This window comes from Enterobacter sp. MALB-1 (assembly GCF_041021625.1).
Classification (GTDB): Bacteria; Pseudomonadota; Gammaproteobacteria; order Enterobacterales; family Enterobacteriaceae; genus Enterobacter; species Enterobacter oligotrophicus.
Map to the genome: position 1 here is coordinate 3,437,467 of NZ_JBDPJL010000001.1, position 20,287 is coordinate 3,457,753.

19 protein-coding genes and 1 pseudogene are annotated in these 20,287 nt (G+C 55.1%); 4 read left to right on the forward strand and 16 right to left on the reverse strand.

The window, feature by feature from the left end; all coding sequences use genetic code 11:
- Nucleotides 1-83: 83 nt before the first annotated feature.
- The 5 genes from thiL to nrdR form a co-directional block, all read right to left on the reverse strand.
- Entirely contained in the window at nt 84-1,055 is a 972-nt protein-coding gene (gene thiL / locus ABGB15_RS16505; RefSeq protein ID WP_215722731.1) for a thiamine-phosphate kinase, read from the reverse strand.
- 78 nt (nt 1,056-1,133) lie between these two features.
- Nucleotides 1,134-1,553 carry a transcription antitermination factor NusB gene (gene nusB / locus ABGB15_RS16510; RefSeq protein ID WP_006809908.1) on the reverse strand — a complete coding sequence of 140 codons (420 nt, stop codon included), beginning with the start codon at nt 1,551-1,553 and terminating at the stop codon, nt 1,134-1,136.
- 21 nt (nt 1,554-1,574) lie between these two features.
- Nucleotides 1,575-2,045: a 6,7-dimethyl-8-ribityllumazine synthase gene (ribE, locus tag ABGB15_RS16515; RefSeq protein WP_006176874.1), complete on the reverse strand. Its 471-nt coding sequence runs from the start codon at nt 2,043-2,045 to the stop codon at nt 1,575-1,577.
- A gap of 87 nt (nt 2,046-2,132) precedes the next feature.
- Complete coding sequence (ribD, locus tag ABGB15_RS16520; protein ID WP_215722730.1) at nt 2,133-3,236, reverse strand: bifunctional diaminohydroxyphosphoribosylaminopyrimidine deaminase/5-amino-6-(5-phosphoribosylamino)uracil reductase RibD; 1,104 nt, start codon at nt 3,234-3,236, stop codon at nt 2,133-2,135.
- Nucleotides 3,237-3,240: 4 nt separating this feature from the next.
- Nucleotides 3,241-3,690, reverse strand: coding sequence for a transcriptional regulator NrdR (nrdR, locus tag ABGB15_RS16525; RefSeq protein ID WP_006176872.1), 450 nt, complete (start codon nt 3,688-3,690; stop codon nt 3,241-3,243).
- Nucleotides 3,691-3,842: 152 nt separating this feature from the next.
- Between nrdR and ABGB15_RS16530 the strand changes: the two genes are divergently transcribed.
- Nucleotides 3,843-4,382 (forward strand): DUF3251 domain-containing protein, encoded by a 540-nt coding sequence (locus ABGB15_RS16530; RefSeq protein WP_152083638.1) that lies wholly within the window; start codon nt 3,843-3,845, stop codon nt 4,380-4,382.
- Between the two features lie 268 nt (nt 4,383-4,650).
- Entirely contained in the window at nt 4,651-5,535 is an 885-nt protein-coding gene (locus ABGB15_RS16535; RefSeq protein ID WP_152083637.1) for a nucleoside-specific channel-forming protein Tsx, read from the forward strand.
- Between the two features lie 89 nt (nt 5,536-5,624).
- Here ABGB15_RS16535 and ABGB15_RS16540 read toward each other — a convergent pair whose 3' ends face one another.
- From ABGB15_RS16540 to queA, 7 genes and pseudogenes are all read right to left on the reverse strand, one after another.
- Entirely contained in the window at nt 5,625-6,305 is a 681-nt protein-coding gene (locus tag ABGB15_RS16540; protein ID WP_215722729.1) for a YafY family protein, read from the reverse strand.
- Between the two features lie 14 nt (nt 6,306-6,319).
- Nucleotides 6,320-6,685: pseudogene (locus ABGB15_RS16545) on the reverse strand (VOC family protein).
- 141 nt (nt 6,686-6,826) lie between these two features.
- Entirely contained in the window at nt 6,827-7,798 is a 972-nt protein-coding gene (secF, locus tag ABGB15_RS16550; RefSeq protein ID WP_215722728.1) for a protein translocase subunit SecF, read from the reverse strand.
- A gap of 10 nt (nt 7,799-7,808) precedes the next feature.
- Entirely contained in the window at nt 7,809-9,656 is a 1,848-nt protein-coding gene (gene secD / locus ABGB15_RS16555) for a protein translocase subunit SecD (protein ID WP_215722727.1), read from the reverse strand.
- A 27-nt stretch (nt 9,657-9,683) separates the two neighbouring features.
- Nucleotides 9,684-10,016: a preprotein translocase subunit YajC gene (gene yajC / locus ABGB15_RS16560; protein WP_003859109.1), complete on the reverse strand. Its 333-nt coding sequence runs from the start codon at nt 10,014-10,016 to the stop codon at nt 9,684-9,686.
- Between the two features lie 22 nt (nt 10,017-10,038).
- On the reverse strand, nt 10,039-11,166 hold the full coding sequence (gene tgt, locus ABGB15_RS16565; protein WP_152083632.1) for a tRNA guanosine(34) transglycosylase Tgt: 1,128 nt from the start codon (nt 11,164-11,166) through the stop codon (nt 10,039-10,041).
- 53 nt (nt 11,167-11,219) lie between these two features.
- On the reverse strand, nt 11,220-12,290 hold the full coding sequence (queA, locus tag ABGB15_RS16570; RefSeq protein WP_152083631.1) for a tRNA preQ1(34) S-adenosylmethionine ribosyltransferase-isomerase QueA: 1,071 nt from the start codon (nt 12,288-12,290) through the stop codon (nt 11,220-11,222).
- 91 nt (nt 12,291-12,381) lie between these two features.
- Here queA and acpH point away from each other — a divergent pair, with 91 nt between their 5' ends.
- Together acpH and ABGB15_RS16580 are read left to right on the forward strand one after the other, a co-directional pair.
- Nucleotides 12,382-12,963: an ACP phosphodiesterase gene (acpH, locus tag ABGB15_RS16575; RefSeq protein ID WP_152083630.1), complete on the forward strand. Its 582-nt coding sequence runs from the start codon at nt 12,382-12,384 to the stop codon at nt 12,961-12,963.
- Nucleotides 12,964-13,090: 127 nt separating this feature from the next.
- A complete protein-coding gene (locus tag ABGB15_RS16580) occupies nt 13,091-13,693 on the forward strand; it encodes a peroxiredoxin C (RefSeq protein WP_152083629.1) in 603 nt (200 codons plus the stop codon).
- Between the two features lie 116 nt (nt 13,694-13,809).
- Here ABGB15_RS16580 and malZ read toward each other — a convergent pair whose 3' ends face one another.
- From malZ to phoR, 4 genes are all read right to left on the reverse strand, one after another.
- The gene (gene malZ / locus ABGB15_RS16585; RefSeq protein ID WP_215722726.1) at nt 13,810-15,627 is read right to left on the reverse strand and encodes a maltodextrin glucosidase; all 1,818 of its coding nucleotides are present in this window, start codon (nt 15,625-15,627) and stop codon (nt 13,810-13,812) included.
- A 161-nt stretch (nt 15,628-15,788) separates the two neighbouring features.
- Nucleotides 15,789-17,162 (reverse strand): proline-specific permease ProY, encoded by a 1,374-nt coding sequence (gene proY / locus ABGB15_RS16590; protein ID WP_215722725.1) that lies wholly within the window; start codon nt 17,160-17,162, stop codon nt 15,789-15,791.
- An 80-nt stretch (nt 17,163-17,242) separates the two neighbouring features.
- Nucleotides 17,243-18,562 carry a branched-chain amino acid transporter carrier protein BrnQ gene (brnQ, locus tag ABGB15_RS16595; protein WP_152083626.1) on the reverse strand — a complete coding sequence of 440 codons (1,320 nt, stop codon included), beginning with the start codon at nt 18,560-18,562 and terminating at the stop codon, nt 17,243-17,245.
- Between the two features lie 409 nt (nt 18,563-18,971).
- On the reverse strand, nt 18,972-20,267 hold the full coding sequence (gene phoR, locus ABGB15_RS16600; protein WP_152083625.1) for a phosphate regulon sensor histidine kinase PhoR: 1,296 nt from the start codon (nt 20,265-20,267) through the stop codon (nt 18,972-18,974).
- Nucleotides 20,268-20,287: the final 20 nt, after the last annotated feature.

A 20,287-nucleotide genomic window follows, 5' to 3' on the forward strand; every position in this document is an offset into this window, starting at 1 on the left:
CCCTCACCCTAACCCTCTCCCACAGGGAGAGGGAACAAAACCTGTAGGCCGGGTAAGGCGAAGCCGCCACCCGGCAAAAAAACTCACGCGAAGTGATCATACCCTTTCCAGTCAAACGCGACCGGCTCACCTTCACGGACAAACTGCAGTCCTTCACTTTCCGGCATAATCTGCCCGATGCAGGTAAATTTCGCGCCCAGATTCGCTAACGCCACATCCAGCGTCCCGCGATTAAGCTCAGGAACGGTAAAGCACAGCTCGTAATCTTCACCGCCGGAGAGCGCCCAGCGCAGCGCCTGCTCAGGCTCGACGTGACGAAGCAGTTGCTCTGACAGCGGGAACAGATCCAGATCAACGCGAGCCCCCACGCCGCTGGCCTTCAGAATATGCCCCAGATCGGAGATCAGTCCATCAGACAGATCGATAGCCGAACTGGCACGATCGCGCAGCGCCTGGCCGTGCAGAATGCGTGGTGTTGGCCGCAGATGGCGTTTCACCAGATACGCCGCGTCGTCTTTATCGTCGACCGTTAAACGTTCCTGAAGGATCGCCAGCCCAGCCGCGCTGTCACCCGGCGTGCCGGTGACGTAGATCCAGTCGCCCGGTTTTGCGCCCGAACGTTTCAGCGCGCGTCCGACAGGCACATAGCCGTGGATCGCCAGCGTCATCGACAGTGGCCCGGCGGTGGTATCGCCGCCGATCAGCTGCATATCGTAGTAGTTGAGCTGGTCAAACAGCGCGTCGCTAAAGGCTTCAAGCCAGGCTTCATCGACATTCGGCAGGGTTAAGGCGAGCGTCAGCCATGCGGGATCGGCCCCCATCGCCGCCAGATCGCTTACGTTGACCGCCAGCGCTTTGTACGCCAGATCGGCAGGATCGATATCCGGTAAGAAATGACGTCCGCAGACTAAGGTGTCGGTACTGATTGCCAGCGTCTGTTTTTCAGGAATATTGAGAAGTGCGCAGTCATCACCAATGCCGGTTTCAACATCAAGACGAGAGGTTCTGACACGGTCGAAATAACGGGCAATCAGGGAGAATTCGCCGCATGCCATACGTTATGCCTCAGCAAATTAAATAAAAAAACCGGAGCCGCACCGCCCGTCAGGCAATGCGAGACTCCGGTTTGCGGATCACTTTTTGTGGGGACGGATCGCAGGTGCGGCTTTATCCAGCACGCCGTTAACAAACTTATGGCTGTCTTCAGCGCCGAAGGTTTTCGCCAGTTCGATCGCTTCGTTGATGGCCACTTTGTACGGCACATCATCACGTTTAGACAGCTCAAACAGCGCGATACGCAACACTGCTTTTTCTACCTGGCCCAGCTCTTCGAGCAGACGGGAGAGGTAGGGTTTCATCAGACCATCGAGATACGCGCTATTAGTCGCCACTCCCGACAGCAGTTCACGGAAGTACAGAACGTCAACATCTTTCACGTCCTGTTCTGACAGGAACTGGTATTCAACATCAGCGATGTCGTTCTGGGACAACTGCCAGGAGTAAAGTGCCTGGACGGCACATTCACGGGCGCGGCGACGAGCAGCAGGTTTCACGGAATTCCCCTTACAAAAAAATCAGGCCTTAATGGCTTTCAATACATTGATCATTTCAAGCGCGGTCAGTGCAGCTTCTGCACCTTTGTTACCGGCTTTGGTGCCAGCACGTTCGATGGCTTGTTCAATACTTTCGGTGGTCAGTACGCCAAACGCGACAGGAATTTCAGCATCCTGTGCAACGTGCGCCAGACCATTGCTTGCACCGCCCGCAACGTATTCGAAGTGCGCAGTGCCGCCACGAATAACGGTACCCAGCGCAATCACCGCGTCGTATTTACCGGTTTTCGCCAGCGCGCCTGCTGCCAGAGGCAGTTCGTAAGCACCTGGAACCCAAACAACGGTAATGTTGTCATCTTTAACCTGGCCGATACGTTTCAGGGCGTCAATCGCACCTTCCAGCAGGCTGTCGTTGATGAAGTTGTTGAAACGCGCAATGGTGATGGCGACGCGAGCGTCCGGGGTAGCTACAGCAGCTTCAATAATGTTCATACTCTTCCTTTACGGGTTCATTTGGCCCCGCAGGGGGGCGGATTTTATCATAATACTTTGCACACTGCTTCCCTATTTCAGGAGCAATTACGCTGTCGTTAAATGGAGGCAGACATCCGGGCCGACCGGACGTATCTCGCTAAATTTCAGTTGTGGTGCATCAGTAAGCGTCTCAAGGCCCGGTAGCACAAACAGGCCACGCGCATCGTTGCCTAGCAGTTTAGGCGCAACGTAAACAAGTAGCTCATCCACCAGCCCTGCCTGCAACAGCGCACCAGCCAGCGTCGGCCCTGCTTCCACCCAAATACTGTTTACCTGCTGCTTGCCGAGCAGCATCATCAGCACCACCAAATCGAGATGCCCGTTGTGCTCCGGCACCATGATACTGCGCACGCCTTCTGGCCATTCACGCGTGTCTTCTTTCGTGCGGGCAAACCAGGTTTCACCCGGTTGCTGCACGATGCGGTGCTCCGGCGTCACGCGGTTCTGGCTATCAATGACAATACGCAGCGGCTGGCGCAAATTGTCCTGCGGATACAGAGCCTGCGTTTCAGCATTCAGCTCATCCCAACGCACGGTCATCGCCGGATCGTCCGCCAGAACGGTTTCACTGCTGGTGAGAATAGCATGGCTTTGCGCGCGCAGACGTTGCACATCGCGCCTTGACTGAGGCGAGGTGATCCACTGGCTCTCACCGTTCGCCATCGCCGTGCGACCATCCAGCGAGGCTCCGAGCTTAAGCTGAATATACGGAAACCCTGTGCGCATGCGCTTCAGGAAGCCCTTATTGATAGCTTCAGCGTCTTGCATCATCAGGCCGTGGCTAACGTCGATCCCTTCCTGCTGCAGACGATACAGGCCGCGTCCGGCGACCTGCGGATTAGGGTCCTGCATCGCGGCAACCACGCGTGCGACACCCGCCGCAATCAGTGCTTCACAGCATGGCGGCGTGCGCCCGTGATGGCTGCAGGGTTCCAGCGTCACATATGCCGTGGCACCACGCGCCTTCTCGCCCGCCATGCGTAGGGCATGAACTTCGGCATGCGGCTCGCCCGCGCGATAGTGAAAACCTTCGCCCACAATCTCGCCATCTTTTACGATGACGCATCCCACGTTGGGATTCGGATGGGTGGTGAAACGACCGCGCTGCGCCAGCTTCATGGCGCGTGCCATGTAAATCTCATCCTGCATCGGCTTAATCCTGTAAGCGGGCGATCTCTTCGCCGAACTCTTTGATATCTTCGAAACTGCGATACACAGAGGCGAAGCGGATATAGGCGACCTTATCGAGCTTTTTCAACTGCTCCATCACCAGGTTGCCGATCATTTTGCTCGGCACTTCACGCTCACCTAAACCACGAAGATGAGATTTGATATGGTTTAACGCCATTTCAACGTCGTCGGCACTGACCGGACGTTTTTCCAGCGCCTTCAGCATCCCGCTACGCAGCTTTTCTTCATTGAACGGCTCGCGCACATCGTTACTTTTCACGACACGCGGCATCACCAGCTCTGCAACCTCAAAGGTTGTGAAACGCTCGTTACATACCAGACATTGCCGACGGCGGCGTACGGATGATCCCTCGCCCACAAGACGAGAGTCGATGACTTTGGTATCCACAGCGGAGCAAAATGGGCAATGCATATGATGTCCCTGTTATCTGGTTAACTGATTTCTATTTTACCCTGAACTGGCCTGACAACAAAGGAAGAGCTTTTTGAGACAAAGGATCTATACCTGACGATACTATGCTGTCTACCATTACGAAGATCCGTTATTTCAAGGAAATAAACGCAATGACAAGACGTTACCTGAGAATTCTGCTGGTGGGGAGCCTCTTCACCCTTAGCGCCTGTGCACAGCAAACTGACGTTCGCGAGATGAAACAAAGCGTGAATACACTGAATGCGGCAATGGACAAACTGAACAAGGAAACCGTGAAGATCACGCAGCAAAATGCGCTGAACGCCAAATCCAGCAGCGGCGTTTACCTGCTACCGGGTGCCAACACCCCCGCCCGGCTGAACAGCCAGATTGGCACACTGAAGATGTCGCTGGTGAATGTCGCAGCGAATGCGGATGGTACCCGTGCAACATTACGCATCCAGGGTGAATCTAACGATCCGCTGCCTGCCTTCAGCGGCACGGTGGAGTGGGGCCAAATTCAGGGCACCACAGAGAGCTACCAGGAAGTCAACGTGAAGAACCAGCTTTTCACCGCACCAGCCAGTACGCTGGCCCCAAGCGATGTTGATATCCCGCTGCAACTGAGCGGACTCACGCCAGAACAATTAGGCTTTATCCGTATTCACGATATCCAGCCCGCCGCGCAATAACCCGCCGTTTTAGCGGAGTGTTATGTCACTCCGCTAACATTTACATCCCGCAAAGATTGGCAACATAAATGATTGCCGCTACAATCCCCGCCGTTTAAAGTACGCAAACGTGAACGCAATCGATTACGCTTATGAGAGATATGTGAAACAACACATATTTTTGTGAGCAAGGATTCCTATAATAGGCTCCGCAGAAACACGAAATATTTAGAAACGCAATTCGCGCATTTTTCACTCCCGGAAGGGAATTTCAATCAGTGGCATGATTATGAAAAAAACATTACTCGCAGCTGGCGCAGCGCTGGCACTTTCCACCTCTTTCACTGTTAACGCAGCGGAAAACAGCAAACCAGAATATGTTTCCGACTGGTGGCATCAGAGCGTTAACGTGGTTGGCAGCTACCACACCCGTTTCGGACCTCAGATCCGTAACGATACCTACCTGGAATACGAAGCGTTCGCCAAAAAAGACTGGTTTGATTTCTACGGCTATATGGATGCGCCAGTCTTCTTCGGTGGTAACACCGATGCGAAAGGTATCTGGAACCACGGTTCTCCGCTGTTCATGGAAATCGAACCACGCTTCTCCATCGATAAGCTGACCGGCACCAGCCTGGCGTTTGGTCCGTTTAAAGAGTGGTACTTCGCAAACAACTACATCTACGACATGGGCCGCAACAAGTCTGGCCGTCAGAGCACCTGGTACATGGGTCTGGGCACGGACATCGACACCGGCCTGCCAATGAGCCTGTCTCTGAACGTCTACGCGAAATACCAGTGGCAGAACTACGGTGCCGCGAACGAAAACGAGTGGGATGGCTACCGTTTCAAAGTGAAATACTTTGTGCCAATCACCCAGCTGTGGGGCGGTAACCTGAGCTATATCGGCTTCACCAACTTTGACTGGGGTTCAGACCTGGGCGATAACGACTTCCGCGACCTGAACGGCCGTAAAGCACGTACCAACGACTCTATCGCCTCCAGCCACATCCTGGCGCTGAACTACGATCACTGGCACTACTCTGTTGTTGCGCGTTACTGGCACAACGGCGGTCAGTGGAACGACGACGCCAGCCTGAACTTCGGCAACGGCGACTTCAGCGTGCGTTCTACCGGTTGGGGTGGTTACCTGGTGGTGGGTTACAACTTCTAATCAGTGCGGATTTCGCCCGGTGGCGCTGCGCTTACCGGGCCTACGATCCGAATGTAGGCCGGGTAAGGCGTAGCCGCCACCCGGCTTTTTTACTGCCTCACCTTGCGTAAAAAATCCGCCAGTGACCTGTCCGCCCCCTCGCTGAACCGCCTCTCTGTCATCACAATATTGAGACACCTGTCGAGCCGGAAACAGCGATAGTCATCGCGTCGTTCACACCATGCGGCCAGCAGCCAGTGCTCACCCCAGAAGAACAGCCCCAGAGGTTGCACTTCACGCCATGATAACTGGCCTGCTTCATCACGATAATGCAGCGCCAGCACACGCTGGGCAGAAATTGCCTGGTGGATCACGTCGAAACCACTACGGGAGTGTGGCTGAAGGGCAATATCCGGCGCATAAATCCGCGTCTGTTCTGCCTTGCGCCTGCGCTCTTCCGGCAGGATCGCCAGCACCTTCTCCTGCGCGGACTCCAGCTCACGTGAGAGTGACTCGCCGCCCCAGGTTTTGAGCAGGCGAATCGCCACCATCAGCGCCTCAGATTCCTTATTGGTCAGCATCAGCGGCGGCAGGTCAAAACCCGACATCAGCCGGTATCCGCTTCCCGCCTCGCCTTCGACCGGCACGCCAGACAGCGACAGGTCGCGAATATCGCGGTAAATCGTGCGTTCAGATACCTCCAGTCTGTCCGCAAGATGCGCTGCCGTTGTCAGCCGCCTGCCCCGCAGGATCTGCACAATCTGAAACAAACGGTCAGCGCGTCGGGTCATAGAGTCATCCGCTCTCAGGCTGGTTGATGGAGGCCGACGCGGTTACCCTCGCTGTCGGTGAACAGGGCAATAGTGCCGATATCCTTTGGCAGTTCCAGCGGGCCAAATACGCACTAACCGCCTGCGGAGGCGATGCGATCGAGCGTGGCCGCCAGGTTGTCAGTATGCAGGTAAATAATAGCGCCCTGTTGAGAGGGTGTAATGCCGTCAAATTTTGCCAGCGCGCCGCCGGTCGCCGGGTCCTCATGCGGGAAAATAGCCAGCTCCGCAACGTCCATTTGCTCGCGCTTCAGCGTAATCTGCATTACTGGCTCATAAAATTTGATGGCGCGATCCATATCGGCGACCGGAATTTCAAACCAGTTAATCACACTTTTCATACTTCCTCCTGCCTGTTGTTTGGGTTCAGAAGGAGTCTACGACAGGGCTCCTGACAGCATACTGTCAGGAGTGTTTGTCAGGCGCAGGCAAAAAAAATCCCGGTCAGTGACCGGGATTTCGATAACGCGCTAAACGTCGCCTTACGGCAGAATGGACGGTTGATCCGCCCCTTCTTTCTCGACTTTCTGCTGGAGCAGGTGCTCGCGCTTCATGCCGAGTTTCAGTGCCAGTGCGGACGCGACGTAGATAGACGACGCCGTACCGATAGACACACCGATCAGCATGGTCAGCGAGAAGCCTTCCAGCACCGGGCCACCGAAGAGGAACAGCATCAGGATCACCATCAGGGTTGTACCGGATGTGATCAACGTACGGTGCAGCGTCTGAGTCAACGACACGTTAAAGATTTCGTACGGCGTACCGCGACGGATCTTACGGAAGTTTTCACGAATACGGTCAGAAACCACGATACTGTCGTTCAGTGAGTAACCGATAACGGACATCAGGGATGCCACAATCGTCAGGTCAATCTCAATGTGGAACAGAGACAGTATCCCCATGGTGATCACCACGTCGTGCGCCAGCGCGATAACCACACCGGCTGCCAGTCGCCACTCGAAGCGGAAACCGACATACACCAGAATCGAGATCAGCGCCACCAGCAGCGCCATCGCACCAGTCTGCGCAAGGTCTGCCCCTACGCTTGGCCCGACGAACTCAATACGCTTCACCGTCGCATTCTGGCTGGTGGTCTCGTTAATGACGTTAACAACCTTGCTGCCCAGCTCCTGGCTGCCGTTAACATCGTGTACCGGCGGCATACGTACCATGATGTCGCGGCTGCTGCCAAAGTTCTGCAGCAGCGGCTCTTCGAAGCCTGCTTTCTGCAGGGATTCGCGCATCTGGTCCATATCGACCGGTTTTTCCAGGGAGATTTCAATTACCGTACCACCGGTAAAATCAAGTCCCCAGTTAAAGCCTTTCACGCCCATAATGACGATGGACAGAATCAGCAGAAAACCTGAAATGCCGAAGGCCCAGTAGTCCCAGCGCATAAAGTCCCAGACTTTACGGCCGTGGTTCAATTGTTCAACAGTATATTCCTGTGCCACAACGCACTCCTCAGATAGACAGCTTTTTGACGCGCTTGCCGCCGTACAGCAGGTTCACGATGGCACGGGTGCCGACAATAGCGGTAAACATCGACGTTGCGACACCGATACCGGTGGTAATCGCAAAGCCTTTGATCGCGCCAGTACCCACTGCATACAGGATAAGAACCTTAATCAGTGTTGTTACGTTCGCATCGAAGATGGAGCTGAACGCCCCTCTGTAGCCTTCGTCAATCGCCTGCTGGACAGACCGACCGTTGCTCAACTCTTCTTTGATACGTTCGTTTATCAGTACGTTGGCGTCGACCGCCACCGCAAGGGTAAGAACGATACCCGCAATCCCCGGCATGGTCAGCGTCGCCCCTGGCAGCAGGGACATAATGCCGATGATCAGCACCAGGTTTGCAATCAGCGCACTGGTCGCAATCAGACCAAACTTCTTATAGAAGAAGATCATGAAGAGGATAGAGACCACGAGACCGGCCAGACACGCTTCCAGACCCTGCTGGATGTTCTGCATACCCAGAGTTGGACCAATGGTACGTTCTTCAACAATCTGAATCGGCGCAATCAGCGCACCGGCACGCAGCAGCAGGGAGAGCTGACGCGCTTCGTTCGGGTTGTTGATACCGGTGATACGGAAGCTGTTACCCAGACGAGACTGGATGTTGGCGATGTTAATCACCTCTTCCTCTTTCACCAGCACCGCACGGCCGTTAGCATCTTTCTTACCGCTGTCTTTGTACTCCACGAACAGGGTCGCCATCGGTTTGCCGATGTTGTCCTTGGTGAAGTTAGACATGATGTTACCGCCCGCGCTATCCAGCGAGATGTTAACCTGCGGCTGGTTGTACTCATCCTGGCTGGACGTGGAGTCGGTGATATGGTCACCGGTCAGGATCACGCGTTTGTACAGCACTACCGGCTGACCTTCGCGGGTCTGTTTCACTTCCGAATCACCCGGAATACGGCCAGCAGCGGCGGCAGACTGGTCGACGTTAGAGTTCACCAGACGGAATTCCAGGGTTGCGGTCGCACCCAGAATCTCTTTCGCACGCGCAGTGTCCTGGATACCCGGCAGTTCAACCACGATACGGTCAGCACCCTGACGCTGTACCAGCGGTTCAGCCACGCCCAGTTGGTTTACACGGTTACGCAGAATGTTGATGTTCTGCTGAACGGCATATTCACGCGCTTCTTTCAGACGCGCATCGGTCATCACCGCACGCAGCTGGTTGCTGCCCTGAGAGGTGATCACCAGGTCACGGTGACGTTGGGTCAGGTAATCTACAGCCTGATCGCGCGCCGCGCTGTCGCGGAACGTGATGCTCATGCCGTAGTTATCTTCTTTACGCACGGTCGTGTACGCGATGCCTTTTTCGCGCAGATCGCTGCGCAGGCTGTCGATATTCTGTTCCTGCAGTTTGCCAAGCGCGGTATCCATATCCACTTCCATCAGGAAGTGAACGCCGCCACGCAGGTCAAGGCCGAGTTTCATTGGCTCTGCGCTCAGCGCAGCCAGCCAACGCGGGGTTGCAGGAGCAAGGTTCAGCGCCACGACATATTTATCACCCAGCACGCCCATCAGCGCTTCACGGGCGCGGAGCTGCGTGTCGGTGGTGTCGAAGCGAGCAAGAATTGCGCCCTCTTCCAGTGCCACAGACTTAGCGGTAATTTTTTCTTCTTGTAACGTTTTCTGGACCTGGATCAGCGTTTGCTCACTGGCGGCGACACCGCGCGCGCCAGTGATTTGAACGGCCGGATCCTCACCATACAGGTTGGGAAGCGCGTACAGCAGGCCGACGATAATCACGACGACCAGCATGATGTACTTCCACAAAGGATAACGGTTTAACACGGCAGTTCCCTTTGGGAAAAGTTGGGATTACAGCGCCTTCATAGTGCCTTTTGGCAGAACGGCAGCTACGAAGTCACGTTTGATAACCACTTCAGTGGTGTCGTTCAGGGCGATAGCAATGTAGCCGTTTTCAGCTACTTTGGTTACACGACCCACCAGGCCACCGTTGGTCAGCACTTCATCGCCTTTTGCGATGGAGTTCATCAGGTTCTTGTGCTCTTTGGTACGCTTCTGCTGTGGACGCAGGATCATGAAGTAGAAGATCAGACCGAACACAACCAGCATCAGAATCAGAGACATCGGGCTGCCCTGCGCCGGCGCACCCGTTGCTGCTACCGCATCAGAAATAAAAAAGCTCATTCAAATTCCCTCATTATTAATATTAATCAACGTTCAAAGGTGGAACATCCCGGCCCTGACGTTGGTAGAAATCGGTCACGAAGCTCTCTAATTTACCCTCTTCGATAGCCTTACGTAAACCAGCCATTAAGCGCTGATAATAACGAAGATTATGAATGGTATTGAGACGCGCGCCCAAAATCTCGTTGCAACGATCGAGATGATGCAGGTACGCGCGAGAATAATTGCGACAGGTATAGCAATCACACTCGGAATCGAGCGGGCTGGTGTCACTCTTATGCTTCGCGTTACGGATTTTCACCACGCCATCGGTAACGAACAGATGACCGTTACGCGCGTTACGGGTTGGCATGACGCAGTCGAACATATCAATGCCGCGACGAACGCCTTCCACCAGATCTTCTGGTTTACCCACACCCATCAGGTATCGTGGTTTATCCGCCGGGATTTGCGGGCAGACATGCTCCAGAATGCGGTGCATATCTTCCTTCGGCTCACCGACAGCCAAACCGCCGACAGCGTAGCCATCAAAACCTATCTCTACCAGACCTTTAACGGAGATATCGCGTAAATCTTCGTAAACGCTGCCCTGGATAATGCCGAACAGCGCATTTTTGTTCTGCAGAGAATCAAAACGGTCGCGGCTACGCTTCGCCCAACGCAGGGACATTTCCATAGAGCGTTTCGCATAGTCCCAGTCCGCCGGGTACGGCGTACATTCGTCGAAGATCATCACGATGTCGGAGCCGAGATCGTACTGAATCTCCATCGATTTTTCTGGATCGAGGAAAATCGGATCGCCGTTGATCGGGTTACGGAAGTGCACGCCTTTTTCGGTGATCTTGCGGATATCACCCAGGCTGAAGACCTGGAAGCCGCCGGAGTCGGTCAGAATGGGGCCTTTCCACTGCATGAAGTCATGCAGGTCGCCATGCAGCTTCATGATCTCCTGACCCGGACGCAGCCACAGGTGGAAGGTATTGCCGAGGATAATCTGTGCGCCAGTGGCTTCCACTTCTTCCGGCGTCATCCCTTTTACGGTGCCGTAGGTGCCCACAGGCATAAACGCGGGGGTTTCGACCACGCCGCGATCAAACACCAGGCGACCGCGACGCGCGCGGCCATCGGTGGTATCGAGTTCAAATTTCATTTTTTCTCCTGTGTCAGAAAAACAGTCCAACACATTATTCCGGTGCCGCGGACTTATTCCCCGACACGCTCATTCAAAGCCTGCGGATTGTACGTGATAAACATCGCGTCCCCGTAGCTAAAAAAGCGATATTTTTGTTCTACCGCAGACTTGTAAGCAGCCATCGTGTGCTGATAACCCGCAAAAGCGGAAACCAGCATAATCAGCGTCGATTCAGGCAGATGGAAGTTGGTCACCAGCGCATCAATCACTTTGTACTGGTAGCCTGGGTAGATAAAGATTTGCGTATCACCAAAAAACGGCTCGATGAGATCGCTCTTCGCAGCCTGGGCGGCACTCTCAAGCGAGCGTACAGAGGTCGTGCCAACTGCGACGACGCGGCTCCCGCGCGCTTTCGCCGCCAGCACCGCATCCACCACCTCCTGCGGCACTTCGGCGTATTCGGAGTGCATAATGTGATCTTCAATGCTGTCCACGCGCACCGGCTGGAAGGTTCCCGCGCCGACGTGTAGCGTCACGAATGCCATCTCAACGCCTTTTGCGCGCAGTTTTTCAAGCAAAGGTTCATCAAAGTGCAGACCCGCAGTAGGCGCAGCCACCGCGCCAGGCTTCTGGCTGTAGACGGTCTGATAAAGCTCGCGATCGGCTTCTTCATCCGGGCGCTCAATGTATGGCGGCAGCGGCATGTGGCCGATAGTGTTCAGAATATCAAGCACCGTGCGCTCGTCATCGAATTCCACTTCAAACAGCGCATCGTGGCGCGCGGTCATGGTCGCTTTAATGCTCTCGTCATCGCCGAGCAACAGTTCAGCGCCCGGCTTAGGCGCTTTAGATGCGCGAATATGTGCCAGAATACGTTTATCATCGAGCATACGTTCGACCAGCACTTCAATCTTGCCGCCGCTGGCTTTACGGCCAAACAGACGCGCCGGGATCACGCGGGTATTGTTAAAGACCAGCAGATCGCCAGGGTTGAGCTTGTCGAGCAAATCGGTGAAAGTACCGTGCGTCAGCGCCCCCGTCGGCCCGTCCAGTGACAGCAAGCGACAGCTACTGCGCTCAGGCATTGGATAGTGAGCAATCAGGGATTCAGGTAGTTCAAAGGAGAAATCGGCGACGCGCATGACGTATACTCGTGACTTAAAAACAGGCGGCATAGTCTAGTGCTCACACCCTTTTGCTGCAACAACTAGCCGACTCCGGACACAAAAACGCATGAATTTTCTCGCTCACCTGCACCTCGCTCACCTCGCTGACAGCTCCCTTTCCGGCAATTTGCTGGCCGATTTTGTGCGCGGCAACCCTGCCGATTCGTACTCTGCCGAGGTTGTCGACGGGATTTTTATGCATCGCCGCATCGATGTGCTGACCGATAACCTGCCGGAAGTGACGGAAGCTAAAGCGTGGTTTCGCCCTGAAACCCGCCGCGTTGCGCCGATCACGCTCGATGTGATGTGGGATCATTTTCTGTCGCGCCACTGGTCACAACTCTCACCCGAAATGCCGCTGCCGGAATTTGTGCGCTACGCCCATGCGCAGATAGCGACCATTCTGCCCGACTCACCGCCGCGCTTTGTGAACCTGAATAACTATCTGTGGTCGGAACGCTGGCTGGAGCGCTATCGCGAGATGGACTTTATTCAGAACGTGCTCAACGGCATGGCGAGCCGCCGCCCGCGTCTGGATGCGCTGCGTGACTCCTGGTACGACCTGGATGCACATTACGACGCGCTGGAAACGCGTTTCTGGCAGTTTTACCCGCGCATGATGGCGCAGGCGAAAAACAAACAGCTCTGACAGAATTCGCATTGATAGGTAAAAGCTGGCTGAACGATTGTCACCGCCTCTTTGTCTTATTACCAAACGCTCTCTATACTGGCCCGCGTTGCGTTCCAAATAACCTTAGTATCTACAGGAGAATCATATGGTTCTGGTAACTCGTCCTGCTCCGGATTTCACAGCTGCTGCCGTTCTGGGCAACGGTGAAATCGTTGAGAACTTCAACTTCAAACAGCACACCAACGGTAAAGCGACCGTTCTGTTCTTCTGGCCAATGGACTTCACTTTCGTTTGCCCGTCTGAGCTGATCGCGTTCGACAAACGTTACGAAGAATTCCAGAAGCGTGGCGTGGAAGTGGTTGGCGTCTCCTTCGACTCTGAATTTGTACACAACGCATGGCGTAACACCCCTGTCGACAACGGCGGCATCGGTGCGGTGAAATACGCGATGGTTGCGGACATCAAACGCGAAATCCAGCAGGCTTACGGTATCGAACATCCGGACGCTGGCGTTGCGCTGCGTGGTTCTTTCCTGATCGACGCAAACGGCATCGTTCGTCACCAGGTTGTGAACGATCTGCCGCTGGGTCGTAACATCGATGAAATGCTGCGCATGGTTGACGCGCTGCAGTTCCACGAGCAGCACGGCGAAGTGTGCCCGGCTCAGTGGGAAAAAGGTAAAGAAGGTATGGCTGCATCTCCGGAAGGCGTTGCTAAATACCTGACCGAGAACGTATCCAGCCTGTAATCGGCACGGTTTACGAAGAAGGCCCGCTTATGCGGGCCTTCTTATTTAGAACGCGAGAGTAGGCATAATCGACGCCCATGCCGTAAGCACCGCAGGCATCAACAAGGTGAGCGGGATTAATTACCGAACCAGACGGACGCGGAAATCGCAGGCAGCGAGAGAATACCGTCCTGGATAACGCCCTTACCCTCTTTCAGTTTCCATGATTTCACGTTAATCAGCGGGGACTCATCCAGCACCACTTCACAGGCTTCGCCCCGGTTAATCGCCACCAGCACGCGCTGCTGGTTACAGACACGTACAAACACCACCACGTTATCGTGGGCGTAAACCACCTGGCAGCCGCCGTAGCGCAACGCCTGGCTTTGTTTACGCAGCTTCGCCATGCGCTGATACAGGCTGAACAGCGCCTTGTCCTGCTTTGCTGGCTCCCACGGGAAGGTTTTGCGGCAGAATGGATCGTTGTTACCGTCCAGCCCCACTTCATCCCCGTAGTAAATACACGGCACACCCGGCCAGGTGAAGAGCCAGATCACCGCCAGCGGCAGGCGCGCCACATCCTTGCCAAGCAGAGATATAAAGCGTGCGGTATCGTGGCTATCAAGCTGGTTAAACATTCTTAACTGCTGCTGATGCGACAGGCTGGCGCGGTAGTTATCCATCCACATCATGCAGGTTTCCGCATCGATCTGCTGCGGATCGTAGGAGATATCCGTGTTGGCGAGAAATCCCCACAGCGGGAAGGTAAAGCCGCGGTAGTTCATCGCCGCATCTTCCGCATCGGCCTGCAGCCACTGACGCGCGTCGCCAAAATGTTCACCAAAAACAAACACTTCAGGTTGCGCGGCTTTTGCGGAGCGAGTGATCCCGGCGACATGCTGAAGATTGTTACGCGCCCCACCCGCCTCGCCGAGCATGTGCACCACGTCCAGACGCCAGCCGTCCATGTTCCACGGTGCCTTCAGCCAGTGCCGGACGATACTCTCTTCCCCGCCGTAGATCTCATTCACCAGCGAGGCCGACTGGAAATCCAGCTTCGGCAGGCTCGGATAGCCCAGCCAGTCCAGCGCGCGGCCTTCGTCGTTAAAGCTGTACCAGTCACGTTGCGGTGAATCCGGGTTATGGCATGCACCGCCCATCGACTGATTATGGCGGTCAAACCAGGCATGAGAATCCCCACTGTGATTGAATACGCCGTCCAGAATCAGGCGCATACCTTCGTTTCGGGTATTCTCCCGCAGGCGCAACAGCGCCTCGTCACCACCAAACTGTTCGTCGACGTGGCGATAATCTTGCGTATCGTATTTATGTACGCTTGGGGCTTTAAATACCGGGTTCAGGTACAGGGCCGTCACGCCGAGTTTTTTCAGATACGGCAGTTTTTCGCTGATACCGTCGAGATCGCCGCCATAAAACGTTGAGCCACCCGCCTGCGCCGTCAGGGGTTCATCCCATTGTTTGAGAATAATGTCGTGGCCTGCAGCATGGTGATAGTAGACCTTATCCTGCTGCGCGGTGCGTTTTTCGCTGCGTGCAAAGCGGTCCGGGAAAATCTGGTAAAAAACCTGATCGTTAACCCATTGCGGGCCATTATCCGGGAAATCGACGGCAAACTGCTCCAGCCTTGCGGGAGGAAAGCGGCTGAATCCCTGCGGGGTAAACCACAGCTGACGATTATTCCACAGCAGTTTAAAGCTGTAGCGGCGGCGCGGCTGCCCGCTGCGTAAGTCGATATTTGCCCGCCACGCCGTGATCCCCGGCTGCGGCTGGCTGCGCTGTTTGTGCATTTTCAGCGACGTTTCTTCGTTATCCACTTCGGCGCGTAACGTCACGCGTTCAGGCTGATTCTCCCCCGCCAGCCAGAGCGTAATCACAAGGTTGTCTTTGTTTTGCTTAACAAATGGGGCAACCGGAAGGTGCCAGGCGTTTAACATCACGAATCCCCTTTGATGAAATTGACGTCACCTTGCCACAGGGTGGTTAAGGATAGCTCACCATGGTGAGATTTATTGGGGGAGGAGGATGGGGGATGAGGCATCAGTGCAGCCTGATGCCTCACCCCAACCCTCTCCCACAGGGAGAGGGAGAAAGAAGATTACTGCGCTTCCGCCAGCTGACGGTCGCGGCGGCATTTAAACACCCAGCCAACCAGCAGCAGGACGATCCACGCACAGCCCACGTACAGGGAAATGCGGGTATCCGGGTGATAACCAATCAGGCCAATGATAAACACCAGGAAGATCAGCCCGACCACGGTCGTTGCCACACCGCCCGGCACTTTAAACTTCAGCGCTTTTGCTTCATCTGATGACAGACGACGGCGGAAGGCAATCTGCGACAGCAGGATCATAATCCACACCCACACGGTCGCGAAGGTCGCCAGCGATGCAATCACCAGGAAAACGTTCTCCGGCATGATGTAGTTCAGATAGACCGAGAACAGCAGCGCAATAGTCATGACCAGCACTGTTACCCACGGCGTGCCGCGGCGAGAGGTTTTGGCAAATACCTTCGGCGCACTGCCCTGCTCTGCCATGCCGTGCAGCATACGGCCTACACCGAAAACGTCACTGTTGATTGCTGACAGCGACGCGGTCAGCACCACAAAGTTCAGGATGCTGGCAGCAAACGCAATGCCCATATGCTGGAAGGTCAGCACAAACGGGCTACCGTTGGTGCCCACCTGGTTCCACGGGTAGATGGACATAATCACGAACAAAGTGCCCACATAGAACACCAGAATACGCAACGGCACGGAGTTGATGGCGCGCGGAATAGATTTCTCCGGGTCTTTCGCCTCACCGGCGGTGATCCCGATAATCTCGATACCGCCGTAGGCAAACATGACCATCTGAAGCGACATCACCATCCCGAGCCAGCCGTTGCTGAAGAAGCCGCCGTTACTCCACAGGTTATGGATACCCGTCGGCTGACCGCCGTTACCAATACCCCAGATGATGATGCCGAAACCGGCGACAATCATGATGATAATGGTGGCGACTTTGAAGAAGGAGAACCAGAACTCCAGTTCACCAAACACCTTCACGCTCATCAGGTTAACGGCGCAGATGATTAACACCACGCTGAGCACCCAAATCCAGTGCGGCACCGCCGGGAACCAGACGCCCATATAGATACCAAACGCGGTCACGTCGGCAATGGCGACAATCAGAATTTCGAAGCAGTAGGTCCAGCCGGTGATAAACCCGGCCAGCGGGCCTAAGTTTTCCTGCGCGTAGCGAGAGAAAGAGCTGGCGGAAGGGTTGTGAACGGACATCTCACCCAACGCACGCATGATGATATAGGCCGCCACGCCGCCAATGATGTAGGCCAGCAGAACGCTTGGACCGGCCATTTTGATGGCATCTGCCGAGCCATAAAAAAGACCGGTGCCGATAGCAGAGCCCAGCGCCATAAAGCGGATGTGGCGGGTGCTCAGTCCACGTTTAAGTTTGTTAGTGCTTTCCATTTAAATCTTGCCATTCAACACGAAAAAACAAAAAACCACGGGGCCTTAAGCCCCGTGGTTAAACAGTTTGTTGCCGTTGATTAATGGGCGCTGGATGCGACCTGACGCCCTGCAGCACGGTCCCAGATAATCGCCAGAACCAGCGCAACAACGGTAGGCATCAGCCAGGCCAGACCTTGCTCGGACAGCGGCAGACGCTGTGTCCAGGCGGGCAGCACTTCACTGAATGCCGATGCTTTAATCCCGTCAAGGATACCAAAAATCAGGCTGATAAACATGGCTGGCGCAATAATTCGGGAGGAATTATTCCACCACGGACGGGTGAAGCTCAGCACCACCAGCACGATGCACGGTGGATAGATGGCCGTCAGCACCGGAATAGAGACCTGAATCAGGTGGCTCAGACCGAGGTTTGACACCGCCATCGAGAAGATGCCGAGGATAAACACCAGCGTGCGATAAGAGAGCGGCAGATACTGGGCAAAGAACTCGGCACAGGCGCAGGTCAGCCCCACCGCCGTCACCAGACACGCCAGGAAAATCAGCACCGCCAGCAGCATACTGCCCGCACCGCCAAAGGTATGCTGAACGTAGGCATGCAGGATCGCCGCACCGTTTACATTCTGGTCAACCAGCGTCGCGCTGTCAGAGCCCAGGCGGAACAGCGCCAGATACAGCAGCGTCAGGCCCACACCGGCCATCAGGCCCGCCCAGATAGTGTAGCGGGTCAACAGACGCGCTTCGGTCACGCCACGGGAACGTGCGGCATTCACGATAACAATACCAAACACCATCGCGCCCAGCGTATCCATCGTCAGATAGCCATTCACAAAACCGTTAGAAAACGCGGCGTTTTGATATGCATCCATCGCATTGCTGATAGGACCCGCAGGCCAGATGATGGCCGCAACCGCCAGCACAATCAGCGCCACAATTTTCATTGGAGCCAGGAAGTTACCCACGGTATCCAGCAGTTTACCCGGATAGAGGGACACGAGGATCACAATCGCGAAGTAGACCAGGCTGTAGATAAACAGCGGCATCGCGCCGTCACCGGTCAGCGGAGCAATCCCCACTTCGAAGGATACGGTGGCGGTACGTGGCGTCGCAAACAGCGGGCCCACGGCCAGGTAGCAGACCGTCGCCAGCAGAACGCCAGCCACTTTGCCAATCGGGGTGCTCAGGCTATCGACACCGCCGCCGACTTTCGCCAGCGCGACAACCGTCAGTACCGGCAGACCTACAGCAGTAATCAGGAAACCAAACGCAGCTGTCCAGACGTGTTCACCCGCCTGTAAGCCAACCATGGGTGGGAAAATGATGTTGCCTGCGCCAACGAACAGCGCGAATGTCATAAAGCCCAGCGCGATGATGTCACGCGATTTTAAGTGATGGGTCATAGAACCTTACTGCCTGTGGATGTGGTGTTGAAAACGTTGAGATTTTCGCCATCCCTGACGGGACAATACAGCGGAAAATTTGCTCAATTTCAGCGGGATATTCTCCCGTCCTGGCGTGGAGAAGAATAGTTTTTCGATTTACCACGCAAATACAGTCGGTATGACAGTATCTGGGGGGCAATTTAAACGCTTATAACGTTTAAAGGCAAGGTGGGATCGTAAAACCAGAACAATATGCCAGCATGAAAACAGCAACCAGCACAATACGCCAGTTATAAGAAAAACGCATGGCTAATCATGCGAACAAAAAAACATCAACCGTATAAAATTCACTCGCGTTTCGCTTGACTGCAAAGTAAACGGGCCAGCAATCGCTGGCCCGTGGAAAGGAAGGGTGACATACCTGCTTTCAGGCGATCTTTTTGGCAATTAATCGTTCCGGAATAACGAAACTGAAACGCGTTCCTTTGCCCGGCGTGCTCTGAATATCCAGACGGCTCTCGTGGTGATTAACCGCATGCTTCACAATCGCCAGACCTAGACCGCTTCCCCCGGTCTGCCGCGAGCGCGCCTTGTCTACACGGTAGAAACGCTCGGTCAGGCGTGGAATGTGCTCCGGCGCAATACCCGGACCGTTATCCTCAACGCTAAACTCCGCACCTGCTGGCACATGGTGCCAGCGCACCATAATACGCGTCCCCGCTGGCGTATGATTCACCGCATTGTAAACCAGGTTGGAAATGGCACTGCGTAACTCGTCTTCACTGCCGAGCACTTTCAGCGTGTTATCAACGTCGAAAATAAGTTCATGCTTTTTATGGCTTAACGTCTGCGCTTCACGTTCAACCACCCGTAACATCATCGGTACGTCGATGGTGTCATTCAGCGCCAGCGTAGGGGCCGCTTCTATTTTTGACAGCGTGAGAAGTTGTTTCACCAGCCCTTCCATCCGGTACGTTTGTTCGCGCATGGTGTGCAGCGCTTTCTCGCGCGGAGCGCCTTCCAGCGTTTGCTCCTGCATCATCTCCAGGTAACCCTGCAGCACCGTCAGCGGCGTGCGTAGCTCGTGGCTGACGTTGGCGAAGAAGTTGCGGCGCGCCCCTTCCAGCTGGTGCATCTGGGTCACATCGCGCGCAACCATCAGCCACTGCTGATCGCTGTACGGCATCACGCGGATCTCAAGATGCCGACCGTTATTGAGCTTCAGATTGTGCGGACGGGTAAAATCACGCTTTTTCAGATACAGCGTGAACTCCGGGTAACGCAGAAGGTTAAGGATGTTCTGGCCGTTATCGTCCGGCCAGCGCAAGCCCAGCAGCTGCTGCGCCAGACCATTACACCAGAAGATCGTCCCCTCTTCGGTGGTCAGAATAACGGCATCCGGCAGCGATTCCGCGCCACTGCGAAAACGCTTAATCAAACTTCCCAGCTCGCGGCGACGCTTTTTGTTGCGCATCTGCATCTGGTGAAGGCCGTAAAGCAGCGGCTCCCAGCTTCCGCTTCCTGGCGGTGGCGTCATACTTCTGTCCACCCACAGCCACCAGGAGAGGCGCAGTAAGTTCCAGAAATGCCAGATCAGTAATCCGGTCACTGCCGCCAGCAGGAACCACGGTAAATGTCCAAAAAAGGCCCCCAGAATGAAGGCCGGAATACAACATAAGATCAGTTCAAAGACGAGCCTTTTCCATGACAGACGTTCCAGCACGCGTCACACTCCTGTCATTG